At 57.6% G+C, this 26,104-nt stretch carries 29 protein-coding genes, 1 pseudogene, 1 riboswitch and 1 other annotated feature; of the genes and pseudogenes, 24 read left to right on the forward strand and 6 right to left on the reverse strand.

The features are described from left to right. The first annotated feature begins 6 nt into the window (after positions 1-6). The 4 genes from G3574_RS03760 (at position 7) to sorU (ending at position 4,046) form a co-directional block, all read left to right on the forward strand. Positions 7-1,398 (forward strand): YVTN family beta-propeller repeat protein, encoded by a 1,392-nt coding sequence (locus G3574_RS03760; protein ID WP_163960681.1) that lies wholly within the window; start codon positions 7-9, stop codon positions 1,396-1,398. A gap of 72 nt (positions 1,399-1,470) precedes the next feature. Further along, positions 1,471-2,376 carry an alpha/beta fold hydrolase gene (locus G3574_RS03765; RefSeq protein ID WP_163960682.1) on the forward strand — a complete coding sequence of 302 codons (906 nt, stop codon included), beginning with the start codon at positions 1,471-1,473 and terminating at the stop codon, positions 2,374-2,376. A 70-nt stretch (positions 2,377-2,446) separates the two neighbouring features. Continuing rightward, entirely contained in the window at positions 2,447-3,703 is a 1,257-nt protein-coding gene (gene sorT, locus G3574_RS03770) for a SorT family sulfite dehydrogenase catalytic subunit (protein ID WP_235952969.1), read from the forward strand. Between the two features lie 10 nt (positions 3,704-3,713). After that, positions 3,714-4,046 (forward strand): SorU family sulfite dehydrogenase c-type cytochrome subunit, encoded by a 333-nt coding sequence (sorU, locus tag G3574_RS03775; RefSeq protein WP_163960683.1) that lies wholly within the window; start codon positions 3,714-3,716, stop codon positions 4,044-4,046. Positions 4,047-4,756: 710 nt separating this feature from the next. Here sorU and G3574_RS03780 read toward each other — a convergent pair. Then, positions 4,757-4,906: pseudogene (locus G3574_RS03780) on the reverse strand (6,7-dimethyl-8-ribityllumazine synthase); the annotation flags it as partial. Further along, positions 4,863-5,038, reverse strand: a riboswitch (FMN riboswitch). It overlaps the preceding pseudogene by 44 nt. Before the next feature lie 279 nt (positions 5,039-5,317). On the opposite strand from G3574_RS03780, the gene G3574_RS03785 reads away from it, so the two are divergent. Then, on the forward strand, positions 5,318-6,694 hold the full coding sequence (locus G3574_RS03785) for a transposase (RefSeq protein WP_163960684.1): 1,377 nt from the start codon (positions 5,318-5,320) through the stop codon (positions 6,692-6,694). 255 nt (positions 6,695-6,949) lie between these two features. Here the strand turns inward: G3574_RS03785 and G3574_RS03790 are convergent. Both G3574_RS03790 and tnpC read right to left on the reverse strand, forming a co-directional pair. Beyond that, positions 6,950-8,172, reverse strand: a protein-coding gene (locus tag G3574_RS03790) for an IS3 family transposase (protein ID WP_407941600.1) whose coding sequence is annotated in 2 segments (ribosomal slippage) — positions 6,950-7,905 and positions 7,905-8,172 — 1,224 coding nt in all. Because the reading frame shifts where the segments join, the coding sequence is not laid out codon by codon here. Further along, positions 7,790-7,906: a sequence feature (AL1L pseudoknot), on the reverse strand. Its footprint overlaps the gene before it by 117 nt. A 65-nt stretch (positions 8,173-8,237) precedes the next feature. Further along, entirely contained in the window at positions 8,238-9,662 is a 1,425-nt protein-coding gene (tnpC, locus tag G3574_RS03795) for an IS66 family transposase (protein WP_163960685.1), read from the reverse strand. Positions 9,663-9,755: 93 nt separating this feature from the next. Between tnpC and G3574_RS03800 the strand changes: the two genes are divergently transcribed. The 5 genes from G3574_RS03800 to G3574_RS03820 all read left to right on the forward strand — a co-directional run bounded on the left by G3574_RS03800 (position 9,756) and on the right by G3574_RS03820 (position 12,619). After that, entirely contained in the window at positions 9,756-9,932 is a 177-nt protein-coding gene (locus G3574_RS03800; RefSeq protein ID WP_163960686.1) for a hypothetical protein, read from the forward strand. Positions 9,933-10,016: 84 nt separating this feature from the next. Beyond that, positions 10,017-10,310 (forward strand): hypothetical protein, encoded by a 294-nt coding sequence (locus G3574_RS03805; RefSeq protein ID WP_163960687.1) that lies wholly within the window; start codon positions 10,017-10,019, stop codon positions 10,308-10,310. Between the two features lie 56 nt (positions 10,311-10,366). Next, on the forward strand, positions 10,367-10,633 hold the full coding sequence (locus tag G3574_RS03810; protein ID WP_163960688.1) for a hypothetical protein: 267 nt from the start codon (positions 10,367-10,369) through the stop codon (positions 10,631-10,633). Between the two features lie 267 nt (positions 10,634-10,900). Further along, positions 10,901-11,245: a hypothetical protein gene (locus G3574_RS03815; protein WP_163960689.1), complete on the forward strand. Its 345-nt coding sequence runs from the start codon at positions 10,901-10,903 to the stop codon at positions 11,243-11,245. Positions 11,246-11,638: 393 nt separating this feature from the next. Then, positions 11,639-12,619 (forward strand): Abi family protein, encoded by a 981-nt coding sequence (locus tag G3574_RS03820; protein WP_163960690.1) that lies wholly within the window; start codon positions 11,639-11,641, stop codon positions 12,617-12,619. Positions 12,620-12,720: 101 nt separating this feature from the next. On the opposite strand, the gene G3574_RS03825 is transcribed toward G3574_RS03820, so the two are convergent. Beyond that, the gene (locus G3574_RS03825; protein WP_163960691.1) at positions 12,721-13,782 is read right to left on the reverse strand and encodes a DNA-binding protein; all 1,062 of its coding nucleotides are present in this window, start codon (positions 13,780-13,782) and stop codon (positions 12,721-12,723) included. A gap of 195 nt (positions 13,783-13,977) precedes the next feature. On the opposite strand from G3574_RS03825, the gene G3574_RS03830 reads away from it, so the two are divergent. The 11 genes from G3574_RS03830 (at position 13,978) to G3574_RS03880 (ending at position 21,715) form a co-directional block, all read left to right on the forward strand. Further along, a complete protein-coding gene (locus G3574_RS03830) occupies positions 13,978-14,937 on the forward strand; it encodes a site-specific integrase (RefSeq protein ID WP_235952971.1) in 960 nt (319 codons plus the stop codon). A gap of 64 nt (positions 14,938-15,001) precedes the next feature. Continuing rightward, entirely contained in the window at positions 15,002-16,042 is a 1,041-nt protein-coding gene (locus G3574_RS03835) for a DNA-binding protein (RefSeq protein ID WP_328804718.1), read from the forward strand. Positions 16,043-17,193: 1,151 nt separating this feature from the next. Further along, positions 17,194-17,748, forward strand: coding sequence for a hypothetical protein (locus G3574_RS03840; protein WP_163960693.1), 555 nt, complete (start codon positions 17,194-17,196; stop codon positions 17,746-17,748). Positions 17,749-17,980: 232 nt separating this feature from the next. After that, entirely contained in the window at positions 17,981-18,445 is a 465-nt protein-coding gene (locus G3574_RS03845; protein WP_163960694.1) for a hypothetical protein, read from the forward strand. 9 nt (positions 18,446-18,454) lie between these two features. After that, positions 18,455-18,634 carry a hypothetical protein gene (locus G3574_RS03850; protein ID WP_163960695.1) on the forward strand — a complete coding sequence of 60 codons (180 nt, stop codon included), beginning with the start codon at positions 18,455-18,457 and terminating at the stop codon, positions 18,632-18,634. Beyond that, positions 18,631-18,798 (forward strand): hypothetical protein, encoded by a 168-nt coding sequence (locus tag G3574_RS03855; protein WP_163960696.1) that lies wholly within the window; start codon positions 18,631-18,633, stop codon positions 18,796-18,798. The genes G3574_RS03850 and G3574_RS03855 overlap by 4 nt, the downstream gene beginning before the upstream one ends. Then, complete coding sequence (locus G3574_RS03860) at positions 18,798-19,295, forward strand: hypothetical protein (RefSeq protein ID WP_163960697.1); 498 nt, start codon at positions 18,798-18,800, stop codon at positions 19,293-19,295. The genes G3574_RS03855 and G3574_RS03860 overlap by 1 nt, the downstream gene beginning before the upstream one ends. A 12-nt stretch (positions 19,296-19,307) precedes the next feature. Next, entirely contained in the window at positions 19,308-19,604 is a 297-nt protein-coding gene (locus G3574_RS03865) for a hypothetical protein (protein WP_163960698.1), read from the forward strand. A gap of 70 nt (positions 19,605-19,674) precedes the next feature. Next, positions 19,675-20,553, forward strand: coding sequence for a hypothetical protein (locus G3574_RS03870; protein WP_163960699.1), 879 nt, complete (start codon positions 19,675-19,677; stop codon positions 20,551-20,553). Positions 20,554-20,658: 105 nt separating this feature from the next. Beyond that, the gene (locus tag G3574_RS03875; protein WP_163960700.1) at positions 20,659-21,201 is read left to right on the forward strand and encodes a hypothetical protein; all 543 of its coding nucleotides are present in this window, start codon (positions 20,659-20,661) and stop codon (positions 21,199-21,201) included. Between the two features lie 43 nt (positions 21,202-21,244). Further along, a complete protein-coding gene (locus G3574_RS03880) occupies positions 21,245-21,715 on the forward strand; it encodes a hypothetical protein (RefSeq protein ID WP_163960701.1) in 471 nt (156 codons plus the stop codon). A 65-nt stretch (positions 21,716-21,780) separates the two neighbouring features. Here G3574_RS03880 and G3574_RS03885 read toward each other — a convergent pair whose 3' ends face one another. After that, positions 21,781-22,536, reverse strand: coding sequence for a hypothetical protein (locus tag G3574_RS03885; RefSeq protein WP_163960702.1), 756 nt, complete (start codon positions 22,534-22,536; stop codon positions 21,781-21,783). A gap of 166 nt (positions 22,537-22,702) precedes the next feature. Further along, positions 22,703-23,206: a hypothetical protein gene (locus G3574_RS03890; protein ID WP_163960703.1), complete on the reverse strand. Its 504-nt coding sequence runs from the start codon at positions 23,204-23,206 to the stop codon at positions 22,703-22,705. 135 nt (positions 23,207-23,341) lie between these two features. Between G3574_RS03890 and G3574_RS03895 the strand changes: the two genes are divergently transcribed. The 3 genes from G3574_RS03895 to G3574_RS03905 all read left to right on the forward strand — a co-directional run bounded on the left by G3574_RS03895 (position 23,342) and on the right by G3574_RS03905 (position 26,086). Further along, positions 23,342-24,010, forward strand: a complete 669-nt coding sequence (locus G3574_RS03895) for a hypothetical protein (protein WP_163960704.1) — start codon at positions 23,342-23,344, stop codon at positions 24,008-24,010. Positions 24,011-24,184: 174 nt separating this feature from the next. Continuing rightward, positions 24,185-25,291: an ATP-binding protein gene (locus G3574_RS03900; RefSeq protein ID WP_163960705.1), complete on the forward strand. Its 1,107-nt coding sequence runs from the start codon at positions 24,185-24,187 to the stop codon at positions 25,289-25,291. 111 nt (positions 25,292-25,402) lie between these two features. Continuing rightward, positions 25,403-26,086, forward strand: coding sequence for a DNA polymerase III subunit beta family protein (locus tag G3574_RS03905; protein WP_163960706.1), 684 nt, complete (start codon positions 25,403-25,405; stop codon positions 26,084-26,086). The last annotated feature ends 18 nt before the right edge of the window (positions 26,087-26,104 follow it).

Genomic DNA, 26,104 nt, shown 5'->3' on the forward strand with positions numbered 1-26,104 from the left:
ACAACCATGAAACCTCGCTTCTTATTTGTCGCCGTCACCGGCGCGCTTGCCGTCAATTTCGCCTGGGCCACGTCCGGCACGGCCGACCGCGTGTACACCGCCGACCAGAACAGCAACACCGTCTCCGTCATCAATCCGTCCACCAACACGCTGCTCGGCCAGATCAAGCTCGGCAACCAGCGCCCCGACGTGTTGTCGCCGCTGTACAAGGGCGAAATCAATGTGCACGGCCTCGGCTTTTCGCCGGATCACAAGACCCTGGTCGCGATTTCGAACGGTTCCAATTCGGTGACCTTCATCGATACCGCGACCAACCAGGTGAAGGGCAAGACTTACATCGGCCGTTCGCCGCACGAAGGCTTCTTTACCGCCGACGGCCGAGAAGTCTGGGTGGTGGTGCGCGGCGAAAACTACATCTCGGTGATCGACCCCACCACATACAAGGAAACCGGCCGCATCGAAACCACACCCGGTCCCGGCATGGTGTTGTTTCATCCGAACGGCAAGCTGGCGTTCGTGGTGTCGAGCTTCAATCCGGTGGTGGATGTGATCGACGTGCAGTCACGCCGGATCGTTAGGCAGATCAAGGTGGTCAGTCCGTTTTCGCCCTTCCTGCAGTTCACGCCCGACTTCAAGGAAATCTGGATGACGCACAAGGATGTAGGCAAGGTCACCCGTATCGATACCGCGACGCTGGAAGTCAAGGGCGTGTTCGACACCGGCATGATCACCAACCACATCGGCTTTGCGAAGACGGCGACGGGGACGCTGGCCTATGTCACCATCGGCGGCGAGAATGCAGTCAAGGTCTATACGCTCGACGACACGCCAAAGCTGGTGACGACGATCCCGGTCGGCGCGCTGCCGCACGGCGTCTGGGGTTCCGACGACGGCAGCCGCATGTACATCGGACTGGAAAACGGTGATGCGGTAGACGTGATCGATACCGCGTCCAACAAGGTGACTGCGCGCGTGCCGGTTGGACAGGCGCCGCAGGCGCTGGTGTATGTGTCGAACGCGGCGCCGCAGGGCGACGGCACCGCAAACCTTGCGCCGCGTGGGAACAGCGACCCGATCAATATTGCCTTGAAACCTGCGTCAGGCGACGCCAAGGGCTTCGTGGTAGCGCGTAACCTCGGCGTCATCGATTCCCTGGAAGTGTCGCTGTTCAAGCTGAAGCCGCAGACGGTGTACAGCGTGTATGTGAGCGGCCAGAAGACACCGGTGGCAAGCTTCAAGACCAATGCGATGGGCATGGCCAACGGCACCGCGATCGGGCCGCTGCGCGAAGTGTCCAACAGCCTGTCGGGCAAGGATGCGTCGCCCAGCAAGATCACTGTGATGGAAGGCGATGCTGCCGCCGACAGCGGCAAGGCGGTGCTGGTGGGCGCCAGCTAATCAGTTGGGCGCCGGCGCGGCAAATGGTCCATGATGGCATACTGTCTATCTACAGGGGAACCAGTGAAAACAATGGAAATGAAAAAAGTGCTGTTGTCAGTCGTTGCCGGCCTCGCGCTGGCCGGCTGCGCCGTCACGTCGCCGTCCACCGTGCCGCGCATGGGCCAAGCGAAGGTCAACGGGGTCAATTTCCCGTATGTCGAACAGGGCGTAGGCGTGCCGGTGGTGTTCGTGCACGGATCGATGACCGACTACCGCATCTGGGAAGCGCAACGCCCGGCGGTCGCCGGACGCTACCGCTACATCGCCTACACCCAGCGCTATTTCGGCAGCGAGCCGTGGACCGACGAGGGCCAGAATTTTTCGCAGAAGACCCACGCCGCCGACCTTGCGGCGTTCATCCGCCATCTCGATGCTGGACCAGTGCATGTGGTAGCGTGGTCGTATGGCGGATCGGTCGCCACGTTGGCCGCAGCGCAGCATTCTGAATTGTTCCGCAGCCTGTCGCTGCACGAGCCAACAATCGGCAGCCTGATCGCCGGTTCGCCCGAAGGCAAGGCGGCAGTCGCTGATTTCGGCAAGGATGTGGCGCAACTGCGCGCGATCGCCAATTCGGGCGATGCGCTGCGCGCCACCAAGCGGTTCTGGGAATTCGTGACCCGGCAGCCGGAAGGCGGTTTCGAGAAAGAGCCGCAAGCTTTGCAGCAGATAACGCTGGAGAATGTGCGCTCGGTGCCGCTCACGCTCAATGCGCCGCCCCAGCCCATCATCTGCGACATGGTCAAGGCGATCCGCGCGCCGGTACTGGTGACGATTGGCGCCGACACCCGTCCGCTGTGGGCCCTGGCCGGTCCTGCGTTGAAACAATGCGTGCCGAACGGCGAACTGGCGAGCATACCGAACAGCAATCACGATGCGATCGTGCGCAATGCCCCCGACTTCAACCGGGAATTGCTGGGTTTTCTCGCGCGTCATTGAAATGCTTGATTTTTAGCAACCGGGGCGAGCCGCCGCCGGAACAAGTTAGTCAACATTCCATCAAGGAGACATGATGCACACAAAACCAGATCAGCATGGCGAGCGCACTGACCAGATCGCCGATCCGGGCCGTCGCCGCATGCTGGCGGGAAGCGCCGCCGCGGTGACAGCTGTCGGGCTGGCCGGATTCACCAAGTCCGCCATGGCGCAGGCCGTGACGAGCACCGTGGCCCCTGTTAAACCGCTACCGGCCTATGTGAACTGGAAAAATCCGGATGCGATGATCGTGCATTCATCCAGCACACTGGAGACGAAGCGCGGCGCGTTCGGCTCCAGCATCGTCACCCCCACCAACCAGTTATACATTCGCAACAACCTGCCGGCGCCGGATGCGTCGATCGTCGCCGACCGCGACAGCTGGGAAGTGGCGATAGAAGGCGTGAAGAATCCGCGCACCTTCAAGGTGAAGGAGCTGAAGTCGATGGGACTGGAAACGACGGCGATGGTGCTGCAATGCTCGGGCAACGGTCGGGGCTACTTTCCCAGCAAGCCGAGCGGCACGCCGTGGCAGGTCGGCGCCGCCGGCTGCGTGATATGGAGCGGCGTGCCGGTGCGCGCCCTCACGGAAGCGCTCGGCGGCATGGCCGACGGCATGCAGTACATGACCGGCACCGGCGGCGAAAAGCTGCCGGAAGGTCTCGATCCGAAGAGCGTGATCGTCGAGCGCTCGGTGCCGGCGAAGGCGATGGCCGACGCGTTGCTGGCGTGGGAAATGAATGGCGAGCCGATCCCACTGGCGCACGGCGGACCGCTGCGCCTGATCGTGCCCGGCTATAGCGGCGTCAACAACATCAAGTACATCAAGCGGCTGGCCTTCACCGAGGCGCAGACCGATGCCGCCATCCAGGCGCATGGCTACCGCGTCTCGCCGCCGGGTCAAAAGGGCGATCCCAGCCAGCCGTCGGTGTGGGAAATGGGACCGAAATCCTGGATCAATTCACCTGCGCCCGAGAATGGCTCAGTGCAGGCCGGGATAGCGCAGATCAAGGGCGTGGCCTTTGGCGGCGTGCATGCGGTGAAGTCCGTCGAGGTGTCGGTCGACGGCGGCAAGAGCTGGAAGACGGCGCGCCTCGTCGGCCCTGATCTCGGCCGTTACGCATGGCGCCAGTTCGTCCTGCCGGTGAAACTCGAACCCGGTACGTACACCATTGCCTGCGCGGTGACGAATGCCGAAGGCAGCCGCCAGCCAGAGAACCGCATGGAAAATGCCGGTGGCTACAACAACAACAGCTGGCGCGATCATGCGCTGACCATCACTGTCGTTTAAAGGAAACCGCATGTCATCGACAATCACACGCAGCGCCGCGTTCGCCGCACTGGCGGTCGCGCTTGCCAGCCCGACCGTCTTCGCCCAGGACAAGCTGGCGGCCGGCCGCACGTTGTTCAACAAGACTGCAGTGCCGGCATGCGCGTTATGCCATACGCTGAAGGATGCCGGCGCGGAGGGCGCGATCGGCCCCAGTCTGGATGAATTGAAGCCGGACGCGGCAAGGGTGGAGAAGGCTGTGCGCAACGGCATCGGGCAGATGCCGGCGTTCAAGAACTTGACCGACGACCAAATCAAGGTGCTCGGACAGTACGTCGCTACCGTGACTGCGGCAGGGAAGTAACGTCGTGAGTTCCGTAACTGCCGGGCGGATGCGGCAGGGATCTAGACCGGCGTCGCCTATCCTTTCCTTTAGCAACGGGACACAACCGGCAGGAAGATCTTTTACTTGTTGCTTTCGATTTTTTCTACCAGTGTAGACAACTAAACCGTCCAACTAATTAGGGCAAGCGCATCATATGTAAGCAATGCCTATCAGACTCCAGGAGCCACCAAGCGGACGAAAGCTGATTACGGATGTTGTTGAAATAGTCGCTGAGCAACGTAGTAATGTCTTGAATCAAAATTCGATATTTATATTGGCTAACGCATATGAGAACGCGATAGTGCTTTTTTAGCGTACTCATGCGGCCGAAGGGCTCAGATTGTTGAATTTCACCTGAAACTGACCCACGGGGGTGCTGACAAAGGGCCGCTAAAAGCCGACGCTCAGGGAAAAAGATCCAAAGTGTAGAGCCCCCGCGACTGACGCGCCCTTACTGGGCTTGTCTCCAGTCCAGTTCGCTTCGCGAACCGACCCCCGACTATGCCGGGGGTGGATCCGGCTGCAGGGCTGCGCGCTTCGCTTGCTAAAACCAGAATGATACAAACCATACAAAAGCAGTTTGCCAACTTATCAGGAAATACCAACTTCGGCGCTTACTACGCTAATCAATCCTGCTTGTGTCCATAGGTTATTGCAGGAGGGTAGATGTCAATACCAAGCTATGCGGGGGAATCCAGTTGCACCTGCATGAGACCATTAATCACCGCCTGGGCCACGAACTCGTGACGGTAGATACCACCATTCACGATCAGACCAGTGGCGACCACGGCACCATAGCGCCCACTATGGATCCGGACTATAACCGTCGGTCCCGGGATCACACCGGGTCTGCTGATCTTGCGGTAACGGTAAGTCGACCACTCAAGCCGTTTCCTGCAAGCGCTCGCGGACTAGGCAAGAAGACTGCCATTACCGCCGGTGGGGACTTCCACCCCGCCCTGAGAACGTTTGTCGCGCCCTCAGGCGCAGCAAGAGAAATTTATCATAGTCAGATAACGTCACAGGGACTACTCCCAGTCCGCAAGCGCAGAACTGCTACGAGCGATTCAAGCCAACAAGGAAGGGAACCAGAGCACGGGTAAGGGACCATCGTAATGAGAGTGCTGCCAACATCGGATAGCCGGTTATTAGTTATGACCGCTTGTGGCCGATTCTGTTGAAGAAGTCCCATTGACGTTCAGGGCAGCCGATGTATGGTGACTGAATGGCATGCACCAGCGGAGGCCATCATGATGGGACGTAATCTTGTTGCAAGGGAACGTACCGAGACCATCAACCTGGAAGCGTTCGTCCCACAGGATCATCTTCTCAGAGCGATCGACCGCTACCTCGATCTGACCGCATTTCGCGACCACCTTAAACCGTTCTATAGCCACATGGGAAGGCCGTCGGTAGATCCGGAACTGCTCATCCGCATGCTCATCATCGGCTACTGCTATGGCATCCGCTCCGAACGGCGGCTGTGCGAGGAAGTGCACCTGAACCTGGCTTACCGCTGGTTCTGCCATCTTGGCGTGCATGACCGCGTGCCCGATCATTCCACCTTCTCCAAGAACCGCCATGGACGCTTCCGCGACAGCGATGCGTTTCGTGAACTGTTCGAGTCTGTCTTGCGTCGCTGTATGGTCGAGGGGATGGTGGGAGGCGAAGGGTTCGCCACCGATGCCAGTGTCATCAAGGCCGATGCGCAACGTCAGCGTGCGGTGCCTGGTATGGAACGCATTGACTGGGGTGACCCTAGCCGTCTCGCCCGCCCAGTCAGGGAGTACTTGGCAGCATTGGAGGCCAGCGTGCCAACTGATCCGCCCAAATCGATCTCCCTCACTGATCCTGCAGCGTCCTGGACTGCCACCGCCGGCCCGGCATTCTTTGCCTACTCCACTAACTATCTGGTCGATGTGAAGCACGGCATTATCGTTGACGTCGAACCGTCGTCCTCCAGCCATGCGGCCGAGTCCCGGGCCACGCGCACCATGATCGACCGGACCGAGCAGCGCCTGCATATCAAGCCATACCGCCTTATCGCCGATACCGCCTATGGATCTGCTGCCATGCTGGGCTGGCTGGTCAAGGATAAAGGCATCACGCCACATGTACCCGTATGGGATCGAAGTCAGCGCAAAGACGGCACGTTTATCGTTGGCGATTTTGTGTGGGAACCAGAGGCTGATCAGTACCGCTGTCCCGGCGGCAAAGCCTTGCGCAAGGAATGGCGCGCCTTTACTCATGCTCGGGTACACGTCACGAAGGCCGGTACGGTGAACTATCGCTCTAGCGGGATGGACTGTGCGCCTTGCAAGTTGAAACCATGGTGCTGCCCACACACGGCAACGCGTAAGATTGTGCGCAGTATCCATGAAGATGCCCGGGACGTGGCCCGTCGCATCATGCAGACACCGGAATACGCGCAGTCACGTCGGGAGCGCAAGAAAGTCGAAATGCTGTTCGCGCATCTTAAGCGGATTCTAAAGCTGGATCGGTTGAGACTGCGGGGTCCGACGGGTGCCCATGATGAGTTTCTCTTGGCTGCCACGGCGCAGAATCTAAGGCGCATGGCAAAACGGCTATATGTGGAAGGGATGGTGCCGACGCAGCCAGTGGCATGAAGATGTTCAGATAGCCGCCCGGCGTCCTCATGTGCAGTTAATTGATCTAAGTAGCGAATTGAGGATGCGCTAGCAATCCACATTGCTTCACGACTATTTCAACAGAATCGGCCGATTTCTGCCTGTCAACTTTCTGTTGTGAGCGACTGCTGAAGGCAACAAAGCAGACCAAATGACATTGCCAATTCCGCCCATCTCTGCAGCTCTACTTACGGTGTCGGTGAACCACACCGGCAACGGTGGAGGCTGGTTGGTTTAAGTTAATACTGGTTCGGCAATGGCAGTTCTGAGTTGCTTGTAGTAGTTTGCCTCAGCTTCGGCGGGCGGGATATAGCCTAGCGGCTCCATGAGCCGGTGGTGGTTATACCAAGCCACCCATTCCAGGGTCGCTACCTCGACGGATTGCTTGGTCTTCCATGGGGCGCGACGATGAATCAGTTCTGCCTTGTACAAGCCGTTGATCGTTTCAGCCAACGCATTGTCATAGCTGTCCCCCCGGCTGCCAACCGATGGCTCGATCTTGGCCTCAGCCAGCCGCTCGCTATAGCGAATGCTGAGATATTGCACGCCCCTGTCGGAGTGATGTATCAAGGTTCCATCGTCGCCGGGTTGCCGAGCGTAGAGCGCCTGTTCCAGTGCGTCCAGGACGAAGTCAGTGGTCATCGAAGAACTCACACGCCAGCCGACGATACGACGGGCAAACACGTCGACAACGAACGCCACGTAAAGCCAGCCCTGCCAGGTCGAGACATACGTAAAGTCCGACACCCAGAGCTGGTTCGGTCGATTGGCCGTGAACTGGCGGTTGACCCGGTCCTGCGGCCGCTCAGCGGCCATGTCGGGAATCGTCGTTCGAACGCGCTTGCCACGCACCGCGCCGCGCAAGCCCTGCAACTTCATGAGCCGACCGACCGTGCAACGCGCCACTGCAAATCCCTCTCGATTCATCTGCTTCCAGACCTTCGGCACGCCGTAGACTTGCATGTTGGACTCCCAGACACGCTTGATCTGCGGCTGCAGTGCTTCATCGCGCTGGGCGCGGGCACTGCGTTTGGATGGATCGCGAAGCTGTGCTGCGTGACGTCGGTAGCCTGATGGGGCGATCTGCAGAACCTTGCAGAGCGGCTCAACTCCATACATATCGCGATGGTGATCGACGAAAGACTTCAAGATTTGAATCGGCGGTCGAGCTCCGCCTGGGCGAAAAAAGCACTGGCCACCTTCAGGATTTCGTTGGCGCGACGCAGCTCCTTGACTTCCCGCTCCAGCGCCTTGATACGTTCCCGCTCGTCGGTGCTGACCCCGTCGCGCACGCCACGGTCCACTTCGTCGCGCTTGACCCAATCCAGAAGTGTCTGGGCCGTGCAGCCGATCATCGGGGCAATCGTCTCGATTGCCGCCCACATCGACGGATGTTCACTACGCTGCTCGCGCACCAGGCGCACTGCGCGCTCCCTGACTTCCGGGGAAAACTTGATCTGTTTTTTGGTAACCGTTCACCCTGCCACGACGGCGAGGAATTCGTGATGAATCGTGCAGAGAATTAAGCTGGAACCAGTGAAGGCGCCGTGCCGTGGCCCCAGTGCGCCTGAATCGCCCGGGTGAGGATGCAGAGCACGTTGCGGCCTTGCAGCCTGCAACTGCCGGCGACGGTCATGATGCGCTCGACATAACGCGAGCCGCGTGGCGATTGCGTACCGAAGCTGATCTTGCGCCAGATGACGAAGCGGCGCAGCGTGCGTTCGGCATGGTTGTTGGTCGGCTCCACGCCGGGCGTGGTGAGGAACGTCCACAAGGCGCAGCGCAGGTTCAGGATGTTTCTGCAGGTGCGCGCCGTTTCGGCATGGCGGCATGCCGCGCCCTCCCGCAGCAAGGTTTGAATGCGATGCTGCAGGAACGGCATCTGTATGCCGAACGCCTCGCGGCGCAAGGTGCCGTCCCGCACTCGATGCCAGCAGGCGAACATGCGCTGCGTTGCCGCGATCAATTCGTCGCCGATGCGGCCGGACGCGCCGCTGCGCTCGGCGATCTTGGTGAAGTCGCGCATCAGGTGCGCCCAACAAAGCTGGCGATGCTGTGCATCGACCCAGGCATAGGCATTGTAGCGATCCGATACCAGGATGCCGGCGAACGTCGTACCCAACGCCGTCCTGGCCGCTTGCGCGCTGCGCGTGGCGGCGATCAGGAACACGGCCACGCATTGGGTCGCCACCAGCCACATCCAGTGCCGTGCGCCGCACTGCTTGTGCCCGGTTTCGTCGGCATGCACGACGGCGGCAGCCTGCACGTGCGCGTGCGCCTCGGCGACGATGCCGTCAAGCGCATGGCCGATCTCGCTTTCACCTTCGCTGATGGCCCCGACCGACAGGTCGATGCCGAACAGGTCGGCCAGCACGCCCTGCGTCTGCCGCTTGGACAGGTGATAGACGCCGCCAAGCGTGCCGATGACCGCCAGCAAGCGCGGGCCGGTCATACGATGGGACACGCCGGGCGGCAAGGCGGCGTCGACCATGCGGCCACACCCGCGGCAGGCGCCAGCGAACAACCGGTATTCGGTCACCACGGGCGCCATCGGCGGCAGGTCGATCACCTGATGCCGTGCGATGAGACCGGTGATCTTCACGGCGGCGCCGCAGCCCGGGCAGGGAGCGGGCTGGCAGTCGTGCGCTTGCGTGACTTGGTCAGGCGGCAGCAAGGTTCTGGCTTTGCCGGCATGGCCGGGCTGGGCGCCACGCTTCTTGCCAGTGGGCGACCTCTTCGCCTTCGGGCGATGCGGATCGGCCGACGGCGGCGTGGAGGAGTTGCGCGAGTTGGTGGCGAGCCGTTCTTCCAGCTTGGCGATGCGCTGGTTCAACGCTTCGATCTGCCGTGCCTGTGTCTGCGCCAGCGCCCACAGAGCGTCGATGAGTGACTGCGCCTCTTCCAGAGTGCGCACGCGCGGGGCCGGCTGCGAGAGGTCGATGTCCATGCGTGTGAGAGTCGTCGCACCGCATCCGCGTTGCGTGCCGCTCGCTCACACTCGCTATTCATTGCCGCCGGTCAGCACTTCGCCACGTCGGCCTTGACTCCCGCAATTTTCCTGCGGGGTGAACGGTTACTTAATTTCAGCGCCACCCAGGCTCTGGGCCAGGAACAGAACACCCAGGTCAACAATGGCAACAATGCCGCCTTCGTTTCCGGCATCACCTCCAACGTCAAGCCGACCCAGAACGGCTCCAACAACATCAGCTTCCTGTGATCGCAGCACCCGCTGCCTACTGACTCTCTATTGCCACGACTCTGTGCCACGACCCTACTACTCTACTGCTCAAGGAGCACTATCATGACTACACTTCTCATCAAAGACCTGTCCGCCGCTGCTCACCTCGATGCCAAGGCCATGTCGGCCGTAAGTGGTGGTGCCGCCGCCTATCCCGCCATGCCGTCGTTCGTCATGCCATCATTCGGTCCTTCGCTGTCACTGACCAAGAACGATTTCAACTTTACCGCCACCCAAGGCATGAGCCAGTCGCAAAATACGCTGGTCAACAACGGCAACAACGTCGCCTTTGCCTCTGGCATTACTTCTAATGTTAACCCGAGCCAGGCCGGCTCCAACAACATCAGCCTCGCTTAAACGCAGTGCGCAGCGCATTATCATCGATGTGCCGCGCTCCACTCAAGGAGAATAGCATGACACTACTTACCATTCGTGATTTGCCGCAGGACCAGGAGCTGGACAGTAAAGCCCTTTCCACGATTCGGGGCGGCACCAATTCCTGGCTCGCCGGCCTGGGCTCGGTTGCCAACGTCAACATCGGCATCAACCAGAACATTCAGCAGTTGCAGAACGTGCAGGTCAATGCATTGAACAATATCGGTGTCATCGGTGCCGGCTTCGTACCACCGAACATCAATGTCAGTCCTTCGCAATGGGCCAACGCCGCAATCGCCATTTAACGATATGCCATAACGGAGAGTGGGTAATGGCCCATGCAGGCTTCGCGCGGTTTAAAACTTGCTTTACTTGCCCACGATCTCCAATGGACGACTAGACCGATTTTTTCCAAGAACACGTTACTTGCTCGAGATTGGATGTTTACAGCAGCTTCGCTCGGTGTCGGTCTGTGACATGCTCAATTGATTCTCAAGCGTTAATTTTCTCCGGTGTGGTGACTTTACTGTCATCTTTGGCTGGATCACAAAAGTGATTCAGCCATTTTTTCGATGCCTACGCTGATTGAAAATGACAATTGGGGTCAGCTCAAGAAACTGGAAAAAAATCGTACGCTCAACCTCAGCAAACATCTGGAGAAGCATGACTTATCCTGTTCGACCTGCCGGCTCCGCCGCACCCGTTCGAGCAACGCATCGAACCAGCAAGAAGGCAACACAACTACAGGTTTTGGGGGAGATAACAACTCCAAGGCCACAACCCGTTGGAAACCGACAGAAGCACCTCCAGTAAATCGCATTACCTATGCTCAAAGCAAAGCGCTTATAGGTCCGCAATGGAATGCCGTATCATGCTACGAATCCGAGCGGCTTAGTTTTAGCTGGCAGTTGCGATGACGCCTTGATTGGCATCGATCCGTACCATCAGGCATATCAACGTGGCGAAAGAAGCCCTACAGGTGCTTGCTGGTACACTGCAAGAGCTGTCGACGCTCGTCGTATATTTACAAGCGACTTGTTTCTGGCACCACATTCTGAATGCGACGTAGGGCTCCGCACTCTGAGTAGCGGCCTTCGTCGACGCGTTGAAGTCAAGTAGGAGGCTTTCTGCAAAATATTTTAGGCTGCTTACCAGTTCGGTCAATTTTTACCTTCTGATATGGCCATCAGCTCGTCCCGATATGCATTTGCATTCTGCTAGCTCATTCGTTATAATTATACGCAATACGGCCCAGTCCTCTGCGAAAGCACGGCTGGGTTTTCTATTTGTGGTGCGGAAAAATAATTTCTTTGAAGCCAGCTTATAAAAAACCGCACCTCTCTTATCAGCAACAACTAGACTTGCTGAAACAGCGCGGCCTGACTATTTCCAACGAACAAGACGCGTTGCGCATGCTCGAGGTTCTTGGGTATTATCGGTTAAGCGGCTATCTATACCCATTTCGAAAATTCCCTGCACTTGGAACGACGCCATTTCGCAGACTCGATGAATTTATTGCTGGAACCACTTTCCAACATGCGGTTGATCTTTATCACTTTGACTCGGAGCTCAAGCTTTTGATCATGAGTGCTATTGAAAAGATCGAGGTGGCAGTCCGGGCTAAAATTGCATATCACATGGGTGGTGTCGACCCGTTCTGCTATGCCAACCCGGTGCATCTTGATCCTAAGTTCAGCAAGCTGCGCTTCCATAGAGTCAGTGGAGATCCGATGCCATCGTATTTCGACGAATGGCAGAAAAAGTTTGGCGAAAATTTCACACGCTCGAACGAGGAATTCATTAACCATTTCCGCAGCAACTACGCACCTCCCTTGCCAATCTGGATCGCCATCGAAGTCTGGGATTTTGGCTTACTTTCTCGCTTTTATGCAGGCCTCTTGCATGCTGACCGCATTGCGGTTACTCCACATTTTGGCTTGGGGTCAGAGGAAAGCTTGTTCGCTAGTTGGCTTCGTGCACTGAATTATCTACGAAACGTGTGTGCGCATCACAGCCGCTTATGGAATCGTTCACTGGTAGATCAGCCAAAATCTCCAAAGCGCGGCATGATTCCAAAACTTGACCATATTGTCGGACAGCCGCATGCGATGCTCCATCTGTATGGGATTCTGTGCATCTTGCAGCATCTGTTGAAACAAATCGACAGTAATAATGTTTGGGGCGAAAAACTCAAGAGATTGCTCGCCACTTTCCCCACTCTACCGGCCGTAGCAACTCTGCATGCAATGGGTTTCCCCGCTAATTGGCACAACGAAGCACTTTGGAATTAAGTTTATCTTTCCAGCCACAGAGCCAAAAACGCTGGAAGTGGCCTCAGTCATGACATCAACAGACACCACCCGTTTCTGCCAACCCCGCCATGCAACGCAGGTCACCTGTTCGATAGGGTATCGGGCTCTGCGGGGGCGTTGAGATTAGATGGAATAGCTTTTTGCAAATAGGTACGCAGGGTATCGGTCATCTCCTGCTGGGCGGCGAGTTTGGCCTGCACAGTCGCCAGTTCCAGTTGCAGCCCATGAACCTGTGCAGCCAGCTGCTCAGCATTGGTGACTGCCTGATTTTGCTTCTCCCTGAGTTGCAGCACCTGCTGATCGCGCTGCTCCAATTGCGCTGAAAGCTGCGCGGCACGTTGTTCGAATGCCTGCAAACTGTCAATTTTCTGCTCCAGGCGGCGAATTTGTCCCTGGGCGTCGTACAGCGATTTCTGCGCATGGGACAGGTCTGACACCAGCCGCGCGCCTTCCTGATTCAGTCGCGTGACTTCTTCCTGGCGGACGACGACTGTCTGCTGCGCCTGGCGCAATTCTGCCTGCAACTGCTGCACTTGCTGTTCATGCCGGCGCTGGTCCTGCTCTCGCTGGTCCTTGACTGATTGACGGTAATGCTCAAGCGCCTCGCGAGAATGGCGATGCTTCTCTTCCAGCGACTGCCGGTGAGCCTCATTTTCGGTCAGGCGCACCTTCAGGTCGGTCGCATGCTGCTCGGCGGTATGGCGGGCGATCGTCTCCTGCTGCAGCGCTTCACTTGTCGCGGCATGGGTTGCTTTTTCGGCGGACAGCAATTCTTCCAGCTGCTGGAAGCGGTTTTGCAGTTCGATGAATTCTTGTTTGGCGGCCATCAAGGCGTCGGCATGACGCCGCTCGGAAGCCTGCTGTTCAGCACGTACCGCGTCAATCTGGAGGCTTGCCTCTTCATGCAATCGCGCCGCAAGTCGTTCGACCAGATCCTGCAGTGCTTCACTAATGGAGGACTTGATGTCTTTTCCTCCCCCGTCCTCTTCCTCGAGCTCTTTAAGATAACGATGAATGGTGGTTTTGGAACCGGTGTTGCCAAGGGCGACCCGGACCGCGTCCACCGAAGGATTGATGCGCTGAGCAAGCAACGTATCGCGGGCCTTTCGAACGTCGGTTTTGTAGATTCCAGTCCTAGCCATAGAGAAAGTGTCCGGTTTTTTTTCGTAATGCCTATTGTAACGCTTATTACATGGTACTTTAATACCGATTAAGCATACTTTTAGTCCTTATTCTATATTTGGATAATACAACTTTATCCAATTTGATCCCCTTGGCAGACCCAATTTTGGGGTATCTTAGGCGTAATACCCGGTTTGGGCCCGACGCAGAATTACATGATGGATAAACTCGACCAGTACCTTGAAGCGGCCACCCGCAGTAATACACGGCAAAGCTATCAGTCTGCGATCCGTCACTTCGAGGTCGAATGGGGCGGCTTTTTGCCAGCTACTGCCGATAGCGTCGCGCGCTATCTCGCCCACCATGCCGAAACGCTGTCGGTGAACACGTTGCGTCATCGGCTGGCAGCCCTGGCGCAGTGGCATATCGAACAGGGATTTCCCGATCCGACGAAGACGCCTGTTGTGCGCAAGGTCCTGCGTGGGATTCAGGCGCTGCACCCGGCGCAGGAGAAGCGTGCCAAACCCTTGCAGCTGAATCAATTGGAGCAAGTGACCAATTGGCTCGATACCGCCATTGTGAAAGCCCGGGACGAAGGCAAGCGCTCGGCCGAATTGCGCCATCGGCGGGACAAGGCGCTTCTGTTGCTGGGGTTCTGGCGGGGATTTCGGGGTGACGAACTCACTCGACTGCGGATCGAACACGTTCAAGCGGTCGCCGGTGAAGGCATGACTTGCTATTTTCCGCAGACAAAAGGGGATCGTACCTACCAGGGGACGACCTTCAAGGCGCCCGCGCTTTCCAGGCTGTGTCCGGTGGAGGCTTACCTTGAATGGATCTGCGCATCACAATTAGAGAATGGCCCGGTATTCAGGGGAATTGACCGTTGGGGGCATGTCAGTGACGAAGCACTATGTATCGACAGCCTGATTCCGGTACTACGCAAAATGCTGAAAAACAGCGGTATCCCGTCCTCCGAACTGTATAGCGGGCACTCGCTGAGACGGGGCTTTGCCAGTTGGGCGACGTCGAACGGCTGGGACATGAAGACGTTGATGGAATACGTCGGCTGGCGGAACGTGCAGTCGGCAATGCGCTATGTCGACGCTGCCGACCCCTTTGCCAATTATCGCCTTCAGACCCTCCAGGTTCAAAACGAAGAACTCCAGAAGTAATGGATGGATTGACGCAAATTGGCACTTTTGCTTCATTGATGACGGGGATTGTCACGATTGCTTCATAAAACCGGGCAGTTTTACTTCACCGTACGAGAAAGCACGGGACGCCCTTATCGCCAAGGGGTTGCACCCCTCCGTGGATGCCGTTCGCATCGCCTTGGGCAATACCGGGTCGAAGACGACGATCCACAAGTACTTGCGCGAGCTGGAAGAAGAGGAGGGCGACCGCCCCGCCAACCGGGGTTCGCTGAGCGAGGAACTGCAGGACCTGGTCATGCGGCTGGCGGCCCGCCTCCATGAAGAAGCCATGGTCGAGGTCGCCAACATGCGCACCGAGCAGCAGGCGCAGGAGAAGCGCCACGCCGAAGCGGTCGCAGGTTTTCAGCACGAAGTCAGCACCATGCGGGCCGCCATCGAGCGGCTGGAAACTGACCTGGCGCTGGAGAGATCGGCACACGCTACCACGCGCGAGGAACTGCATCAGCAAACTGTCGCCCGGCACACTGCCCAGCAGCATGCCGCAGATCTCATGGAGCGGCTTGCCGAAAACGAGGCGCACCGCCAATCGCTGGAGGAAAAGCACCGCCATGCGCGCGAAGCGCTGGAGCACTACCGCCAGTCGGTTGTCACCCAGCGCGAGCAGGAAGCCAGCCGCCACGAACAGCAGGTCCAACAGCTTCAGGCGGAATTGCGCATGGCGAATCAGACGATCAGCGTCAAGCAGGAGGAAGTGACCCGGCTGAATCAGGATGGCGTGCGCCTGGTGTCAGACCTGTCGCATGCGCAAAAAGTGCTCTACGACACACAAACCCAACTACGGCAGCTGGAACAGAAGGTCGAGGCGCTGACCGGTGCGGATCAGCGCGCGACAATGCTAGACGAGCAACTGCGCGGCCGTGACAAGCAGATTCAACTCCTGACTGAGAGCCTCGCGCAGAAGTCTGCGGCGGTCGATGCCGCCGTCTCGCAGTCCCGGGCACTCGAACTGGAGATGGTCAGCCTGCAAGCGCGAATCACGACACACCAGGCGATTTCAGACGAACTGCGCCGATATGTCACAAGCGCTGCCGGCGTGGGCGCGTCAAAGGACGATCGGCCCTAACTCAAAGAGACACTTACAAAGTGGTTGGAAAAGAGACCGTCCTAATTCCTTCAAGCGTCTGATTCGGGCACATTTACTTCCGGCCGGTCGGCCGGTGCCACTTTCGCTTCCGAAATTCGGGTACTTTTACTTCAAAGGATGACCACGACAACCGGATCTTGGACCGCCTTTGCTTCAAAGAGGCTCAACAAGACCATGGAAGCTAAAAAATTTTAGTTAAATTCCCAGTTTTTTTAACATAGACAAAGTTGCCTCTTAGAATCTACAAGTCGATTGAACAGGTTTTAATCCTAGGTCTGAACTAGACAAAACCGTCCCCCGTCAAATTAATGAACTAGATTGACCTGTCCAAGCGCAATCAGTATCGTCAATTGTTCTTGCGTTTACCTGTTTCGATGCCAATACTTATCGAAATTGACGAGCCCAGATGGACGTGTGAATTGGCCTAAATGACGGCACGTCCGCCTTATTGCAATCGTCAACGAGAATTCGTCTATCGAGGAGACAACATGCCCAATTCCGCATTCCGCCCTTTGCGGCCATGCCTATCCTCTCAGTCACGCGGTGACCTGTGCAACCAGACTGGGTTTCGTCCCACCCCAGACTAGTTTCCCCTGCTGGGGTTTGCCCGATTCATCTCCGGGCTTTTTTCTTCGATATCCAAACGCGCTGGATGCGCAAACGGAAGGGAGTAATTGTGCCCGCCCTCTGCCTGCTTGGATTGCCTTATGAGCTCGGTCCGAACATTGAGACCTCTGATTCCTTCACTGTGCCAGGATGGATCGACTGGAACGGATTTCGTTTTCGCTTTGCCGGCGTCACGCCGTTGCCACTGGATCGGGTTGTTATCCGTGGGGATGTAATCCTGACGCCGCCCAACCTGCAGTTCCGCTGTTCGGATGAGTTGGCGACGCCAAGCGACCAAAGCGACGCACTTACTTGCCAAGTCGAGTAAGTTTCACCGGTGCGCGTCCCTGAACTCCAGTACGCCCTATCCCAAAACAGTGCAAACGCTTCAATCTGCTCTTCGAGGGCCGACCTGACCGTGACGAAATTCGTCATTTTAGTTGGACAAACGGAATTTTTTTGAAGTCTGCGCCATGTTGCACTAACTTTAACTACGCTCAAATGTGGTCTAAAGGGTGTCCTACATGTCGACTCAAATCATTTCATCGCTTGATGACAGCTTGGTGCGCGCCACGCCTGTAGACATTGTCTCTAGACACTCTCCTAGTCTGCGAATCCGGCTCACCACGCTCTCTATTGACCTCGCGCCGATTCAGGCAACATTCAGTTCATATCATCAAGTCATCATCCCGCTGGACGCCGAATTCCCAGACCACGTTGAGCACGTGATCCATGCACTGCGTCTTCACCCGTTCCACGGTGTCTATCTCGCCTCGGAGGCTTTCGGAATTACGATGAATCCTGTCAAGCAGGAAGTACTCAACTTGTTTCTCTACGAGTTGCTCGCTTACACCCACGCCGTTGCCGGGCTTGATGCAGTGTACGCGGACCTCATGCCTGGCGCGGGGTGGGCAGGCGCCGTAGCGGGAACAGCCCTGCGGCTACCTACTTACCTCATCGAGCCACATTGCTTCCGATCGACGAAAGGGCAACTTGATACGTTGCTGGAGGGTGTCCTCGAATGTGTGCATCGTGACGTGACTACTCTTCGGGCCTGCCTCTGTAAGGAATTTGATTAGACGTGCAACTGATCCAGAGTTAGCTTTCGTGCAGCGTCCATAGACGAACGCTCGACAAGAAGCCATCGGCCAAGCCACGACGACAAAAAAATCATTATTTCAAAAACCATTCTTCAGGTAATGTTCCCGGCGTTGGGGCGCGAAATCGTACGCGCCAGTCCGAATAAGGGCGTGGATGAATGGGAAGGCGAATACCGCAGTTGGGAAAATGGACTTGGCCTTTGAGGCTCGCATGGCATTGGCTGCTTCACGGGTACTCTACTACCGCGGCCTGCACCGACAATTGGCCGAGGACCTGGCTCAACAGTGCGGGTACGAGACCCACCCCGCGCAGCGCGTCTCTTTGTTCATCTCCGACGAGCCTATTTTATTCATGGCTTGGGTAGATGGTTGGCGAAAGCGCGAGCAGGAAGTGCATCCGCGTACTGAGGAACAGTTACTCGCCGAACTCAAGCAATTGAACCTGGACGCCATTACTGGTTGTGGCCAGTTCTACGAGCTGTATTCCCAGCGTTTCAGTGAAGCTGTCACGCGATGGTTTTACCACTTGGGAGAAGCCGAGTCCCGGATTGCGGTGCGACTTCTCGGAGATTTCCCGCTCGAGCCGCATCGGCATCAGCGCTTAGCGTCTCCTGCCAAAGTCGTCATCGCACCACCCGAAGCTGTTCTGCGCCACCCTTCGGCCGCACCGTATTGAGGAATATACATGCCTGCGTACAAGACGTCCAAACCACCACAACAGTCTGCCACACTCAAGGAACTGGCAACCTGTCCCATGCCCGACATGGAGCTTTACCGGCAGCAGATTCAAAGGAAGGTAGACAGCCGCCGGCGGCTGGAAGACCGGCGAGTCGAGCGCAAGATGAGGGAAGAGGAGGGCGCATGATCAGCGAATTGTTATGCCGAATGTTTGGCCATGCCCGGCCGGCCCGGCGTGACCTGGGACTCAAGGCCATCAGCTTCGCACCGGGTTATCAATGCCCTCGCTGCGGCACGCTGGTGCGCGCCAATGCGGCGCATGTCCACGGCAGAAAAGAAAAGAGAACCTGATGCTTGACTTCAGATTTACCCATTTCAGCGCGTCACGGCGAGCGCAGGAAATGGATGCGGCGCGGGTTCTCGTGATCGATTGCGAAGGCGAAAGTCTGCAATGGTGGAGCGAGGCAGACCTGCGCCACGCCATTGCCGAGCACGGCCGCCATCCGGCTTTGATCCGGGCGTTATCCGCTTACGGTGCGACCATCGAGCGTGAGCCGAATACCGACGTGGTCGACTGCCCCGCCATCCATGAACGCACAAGCAGCTATCCCCACGGACGCCGGGTTCCTAAACGCATTCGCATGATCAAGACGGTGGTGCCGGAACTGGTTGTGGGCGTGGGAATCGTGCTTTTCGAGAACGACATGCCGCAGATCGCAGTGACCGGCATGACGCTGGAGGCCTGGACAAACAGCGATGGCACGGTGGCCGGGGTATTTCCGAACCGGGAAATGCTGGCCCTGAAGGCGGGCGATTTCACGGTCACAGAATGGACCGACCTTCCGTAATGAGGCAAGAGCATGCCGCGTGACATCCCAAAACAGAAGCGGTTCCGGCCCTTCCAGCTGCAGCGCAAGTATGAAGAAGCGCCAGCCAAGGCGCTCACCATGACGCCAGCCGAAGTGCGCGACCTGGTCGATGCAGAACTGGCGTTCCTGGCCGACGTGCATGCGGCCGTGAGCTATTCGATGTTCGAGCGGATCAAGCGCCAGCAGTTCTGCGAACGCATTATGCAGAAAATGGATCTACGCATGCCGGTTTCCATGCTGACAAATAGAGAAGCCGGATTCTTGATTGATTTAGAGAAAAACAAATAGGATCGCGACCTTGCGGGCTATTCTTCGTGGCACCAACACGATCACAAACAGTACGAAAGACCACAACGCTATGGCAACCGGAAAGCATCCCTCACTCCGCGGAATCAACAAGATAGCGATTTCACCCGAAATGCGGAAACTTTTACTCGGTGTATGGCATGACCGGTTGACACCGCATGCGATTGTTCTTACATATCTTGCAGCACGCAATTTTGGTGTAATCCGCTTCCCGACACGGCCGGACAGAAGTGTTGACGGGGGAAATAAGGGTCACCAGGATGCTGTTGATCTCCTAGACAAGTATACCGACGACGAACTCGCCAATTTAAGCGCCGAGTTAAACCACATCACGTCCCAAAGCCAACAGATATTGTCCGCGTTGTATAAATCACCTTCGATATGTCTTGAGCGTGCGATTGCGCCAATAGATGCAAGGTCGCAATACCTGACTGCGAATCGAGCAGTAGACAACATTGAGCTCTACCCAGCACTTGCGTTGGCCGCAGAACGTGCGGGCTTAGCATCTATCTCAATGGACGTCGATATTGTGAGCGGGTGGTCGACAACTGCGACTCAACGGTACGGCACGTTGCACCTTAGCCGTGCTTGGGCTATAGATGATGTTTTATTGGTTTCTGATTTGTTGGACGGGCCGATGGAAAGCAATGAGTGGCTGTGCGTCAACCGCAATCCTCGCGGTCTGATGGAATTCCCCATTTCCTCGATTGTTCTAGTCGGAGTTCCGTCCAATATTTCGGACAGAATCGCCAATTCACAGGTCGTGTCCCGTTTAGCGAACGAACTGCAGGAGCAAGCGAATCGCGCCTCCAGCGAACGAACACTTGCACTCAGGCCGACGGAACTCTGGTGGCGCAGCGACTACAAACTGCCCCCTCAAAATATCTTGGACCGCCTCCGCGAATGGGCTGCTGGAATTATTAAAAAATGATGAATTGAAGTCGGCTTTACCAAAAATCATTATTTCATTTTTCAATTTCGCGGCAGAATTGTTTGGTCGGGCGTTTCGCCCTTAACCTGACCCCTATCAGCCACCATGCAAATCGTCGTCCTCCATTCGATCTCTGGCGACCCCGAGCGCCAGCATGTTCTCCTTGCCCCGAAAACCATGGCCTTTCCCGAAGACGCCGCCAACCTGGTCATCCGGCGCGTGGCCGAAACCAACAAGGATCTGGCCTGGGAAGAGGTGCTGCCAGCGCTTCTGGAAGCCGGATTCACGGAAGCCGCCAACGTCATCATCGTCAACCGGCCATGGGACGAGTCGCTGACGTCCAACCAGATGACCTTCAAGGTCCGCTTTCCCGTCACGGCGCCGCATGAGTATGCCGGCAAGACACTCGAGGCCACCAACAGCACGCCGTTCGAGGATGGTTCCGTAGTGCTGATCGATGCGGATAAGCAGATGCTCAATTCGGACGATCAACTCTGGCACAAGGATCAGCCCGACATGCTGCAGGTGCCCATCGGGCCCGTGGAGCTGCCTGACGCCCAGTTCGCCACGCCATCCGAATACCGGCGCGCGGCGCGCATGCTGCTCGGCTCCGGATACCAGTTGGCGAACAAGATCGCCGCGGCCTAACTGACGGGCGCACTGGGCAAACCATCCAAGAAAGGACAACAAGATGAATGCTACGAAAAATCTTTTGCTCGCCGTCTCAATGGTTTGCGCCTCTGAGGCGATGGCGCAATCAGACGAGCGGCAATTCGAAGTCCAGTTTACGAAAAACGCTGAGAATGTGCTGACTGCGATGGTTTATGCGCGGGAAAATTTTGCTACCCCATTCAGCTACAACCATGTGCACCGCTATGCAAAGGACTGCCAGGCAGCTGACAAATCGACGCGCGTCACGCCGGGCGAGCTCACCACAGGCAATTCGCTGCGCATGACGTTCGACGACGCGCCGGACAGTGTCACGCTCGAATGGCAGACGTCAGAGCTACTGGCAATGGAAACTGTTAGCAGCGGCGACTGCACCGTGGATCTGCCGAAGGTGGCAAAGGGCGGCGGCGGGACAACGGTTGCCCTTGCAATGGGGCAGAACTTCGTCGGGCAGAGCGGGGAATACGGGATCAGGGTGAAGCGGGTGAAGTGAGGGGATCGGAATTGACGGGGGTGTAACCAGTCAATTCCGATTCGTTTGAGATCGGCGCATGGCGGTCAGGCCGCAGACAGCAACGTCACCAGCTCGCCGTTGCCGCGACGTGCCTTGAGACCGAGGATCTCGCGGGCGACCACGCCTTTTTTGGCGGACTCGACATCGATCCACTCGGCAAAGCCGGGCTGGTTCACCAGGCAAGTCAAATCCGCTTCCACAGCTTCGCTGTCCTGGCCGGGGGGATTGGAAATTTCGATGCGCTCGAACACACCGGTCAGCGTGACGTAGTCGATCACCACCGTCACCCGGCGGGCGCGGGCGGCCAGCTTTTCTTCCCACTTCGCCTGTGACCTCAATTCGCGGCGAGATGGTGCCAGCGTATAACGGAACTGCTTGACCTGCTCGTCGGTGGCATCGCTCGAGCGCAGCGCGCGCAGCAGTTCGTACTTGCAGATCGCGCCGCGGTCGTTTTCATACTGCTGCTGGGTCAGCACCGTCACCAGCGAGCCGGTCTTCTTTCCCGGGTCGCAGGCAACGATGACGACATAGAAGGCCTGGTCGAGTGTGGAATACAGCAGCAGGTATGCGCGGTGCTGCCAGTGCCGCTCGGGATTGCTCAACCAGATGGCGCGGCCGGCCTGCAGGATTTCCATCAACTGGTCCGCGGTCATCTTCGAGCGCATGATCAGGCTCTCGATCGCGTGCATCGATTCGAGACGATACTCCGGCATGGCGCGCAGCTTGGGCGTGTCAGCAGTCGGCGGCGGAAGGATGGGCGTCGTCAAGCGTTTGCGGATGGGTTGTGCTGTCGTGTACATTTTTGCTGATTCTCCAAGTTTTGTCATTGCTCGGCTCATCCGAGCGACCTTGGAACCATATTAATTCGCATTTTGAATTTATACAATGCGTTTGTGATTATTTTTCAACTTGGGGAAATGGGCGCAAAAAAGCTGCCGTCCCATTGGGGATCGGCAGCTCCATCGTTCACCAGGATAGGTCCGTCACGGGCGCGGCCTCCTGTTTCGACTGGACGTCCCGGATGAGTTTAGTCAGCCCGGGTTCCGCAGCGGCGATCGGCTTGATCTTCGGTGCGAGCGACTGCGCCAGCATATTCACCAGCACGGCATTTGGATACTCGCGGCGGAAGAAGGCTGCCACCTCGCTGCGGTGCTCCATTGGAACGTCTTTCATGTCGACCTGCCGTGTGCGCACACAATCGACAATGGCCTTGGCGATCTGGTTCGTCAGCGCCACTGCATCGGCTTTGTCGATCTGGTTGAGCCGGATGACTTCGCGATAGCCATCCCGCACCTTGTCGGGAGCCTTGTTGCGCACGTACCGGCGCGCTTTTGCCTGCATGCTGAGCGTCTTGTCGGCTGCTCCGAAAAACAGTAAGTCACCACCATTGACTTCGCTTCCGCCGCCCCATACCTTTGGGGTCGCCTGATCCGGATTCGGATGGCTGTAAAACATGTAGTCCTGAATCACATCAATCTCCTTGTTAACCGTCGCTGCCTGCGACAAAATCATGGCAACGGGAGATGTGGGCGCGACGAAAAGGTTTTCCTGTTCCCCGCATATCCACTTGCTATGCAATCCGCATAGAGCGCCCAGGAGAAAAAAATGGGTCTTGCCACCCTCATGCATTACCACACCGTCGCCGGCATGCTGCTGCCGGTCAACAACAGCGTGGTCGATGCGGCACTCAAGAAAGCAGCAGAACAAGTGGGCGAAGCCGCGTGGCGATCGGGTTTTACCGGGTTTACCAAGGGCGGCGCGACGGAGGTGGCTCGTTCCCACCTCGAGCTCATCGGCGTCAAGCCCAGGCCAGTGACCGGCGCATGGTCATCCATCAAGCTGGCCACGACGAAGGACGACGCTGGCAACGAGTACCACAAAATCCGGATTGGATTCGACGCGAAAGAGGGAAACGTCATTGTCTCGCTCGATGCGGACTCGGAAATTGCGCAGCGCCTTGCACAGAAGCTGCTTAATGCCGCGCCCGGCGAGGTCCTTACGCTCAACCCGTTCTCCGCTCTGGTGAACAAGGGCGGTCGGGCCTATGCCAATCACGCCGTGGGTTTGAAGCGCGCGGACGGTACCGAGGTGACCGCGCCGCCAAACCTGTGGGTCCAGGCACAAGCCATGGCCGACGCAGCTGAAGCCACGTTGAAGGGCCTGAACATCACCGACCGTGCCACGATCAACAAGGTCAAGGCCACGAAGAAGGCGGAATTCCACTTGTGGCTCTATCGGGACAAGCTCATTCCCCAGTTCGAAGTCGCCGCGTGACCCTTGACAATTCCACCCGCATGCGCCGTCCTGGCCATGCGGGTTTTGTTGAGGTATATCAACTATCCACAGAAGCTGTGGATAACTTGAGCTAAGTCACTGATTCCATTGACCCCCTTCGGTCGATACAAAAAAGAGGCACCTCTTATTTTTGTTCCGCCATCTCCTGATGCAATGCCATCCGCAGCAATGGGCTGCATTCTTTTGAGGAGAAACGAAGTGGGTTCCAACGTATTTGATTTGAGTGACGACGCGTTCACGGTGTCGAGCCGTCCACGGCCGGCGCCGCCATCAGCAATTGCCATGGTAGCCAACGTCACGGCACTGCCGCAGCCGACTGTTGGCTATGCCGACGATTTGTTCGGCATTCCCCTGCCAAAGAACAAGCGCGATCTGGCGAAGTTTCCGATGAAGCCTGCCGGCCCGGACACTCCGGAGAAGGAACCGTACGTGTTTCGCAAGGAGCACATCAAGACCGCGCAACTGTGGTTCCTTGGTATCGGCAAAAACCTGCTGCTGACCGGTCCGACTGGATCCGGCAAGACCAGCCTGGTGCTGCAGCTGGCTGCTCGTCTTGGCTGGGGAGTGTACCGGCAACAATGCACGGGATCGCTGGAGTTCCAGGAGATGATCGGTCGCATCACCCTGAAGTCCGACGGCAGCACCGGCTGGCAGGACGGGCCGATCCTGTCTGCGATGCGCAGCGGCGGAATCCTGCTGCTGGACGAAGTCAACTTCCTGCATCCCGACACCGTGGCAGGCTTGAACGGCATCCTCGACGGCAAGGCGTACCTGATTCCCGAGACGGGTGAACGGGTGTTCCCGCATCCAGACTTCCGGGTCGCCGGTACCGGCAACGGCATCAATGGCGTGAAGGCTGCAAACTACCGCGGCACGAAGCGTCAGAATGATTCGCTGCTGGATCGCTTTACGCTGGGCATCGAAATCGACTACATGAGCGAGAAGGAAGAAGCCATCTTGCTCGCGCAGGCCGCGCCCCGGCTCGATCCGAAGATGATCGAGATCCTGCTGTCGCTTGCGAAATCGGTGCGCAAGTCCTATGACGAGGGAGACTCCATCAGCGTCACCCTGTCTTCCCGGGTACTGGTGTCGACCGCAAGCGTGCTTCAGCTTCAGGGCAATGACCTGGCCTCGCAAGCAGCGGGGCTGGCAACCGCGTTGGAGACGACCTATCTCTATCGTGTCGACAAGGGCGATCGCTCAACGATCATGACAGCAGCCAATGGCATCCTCCAGCGGGAAAACCTCGTTGCGAAGTGATGCTTGACCCCCACAAGGCCTCATCCTCTCGGATGGGGCCTTTTTCTTTTTGTTGCGAACGCATCTCTGACCGCTCTGGCAATGGTGCCGGGCAATCTTCTGGAGAATCCCATGCGTTCTATCACTCTGTTTCGCAATGACATGACCGCTGTTTCCCGTCTCGCCGCCAAGGCAGACATCCGTTACTACCTGAACGGGGTACTGCTGGAGATCGGCGCGATGTCCTCGCGCCTGGTGGCAACCGACGGCCACATCCTTGGCGTGCTGCACCTGCCGGACGTCGGTGATCCGAAACTGATCGGCCAGTCCGAGCAGCACATCATCCCCAATGACGTTATCGCCAAAATGAAGCCCAAGAAACGCGGTGACAACAAGGTGGAATTCATCATCAACGACCCCGACAAGGACGGTAACGTCAAGGCAGTTGCCCGCTTCGACGGGGAAACCATCGACTTCCAGATGGTCAATGGCCGGTATCCGGAGTATCGCAAAATCATTGGCAAGCGGGCCGCCGGCGGCATCGTCCAGATCGACCCGGAGCTGCTGGTGCGCTTCAAGAAGGCGGTCATCGACCTGGGCGACAGCCGTGGCTGGATGCAAGTCACGGCCAACCAAGCCGCGGGAACGTCAGCGTCCTTCCTGACCTGCTTCGACAAGCGCTTCTTTGCGGTGGTCATGCCGTGGATAAACGAGGGGCAGGCCGGTCCACTGCCGTATGACGCCCCAGCCTGGGTGCATGCCCCGATCGTGCCGCCGGCTCTGCCGCTACTGCTCGAAATGAAGGCCGCCGCCTGATCCCCATCCCGCCATGCT

The sequence above is a fragment of the Noviherbaspirillum galbum genome (assembly GCF_010974945.1).
GTDB classification, from domain to species: Bacteria; Pseudomonadota; Gammaproteobacteria; order Burkholderiales; family Burkholderiaceae_D; genus Noviherbaspirillum; species Noviherbaspirillum galbum.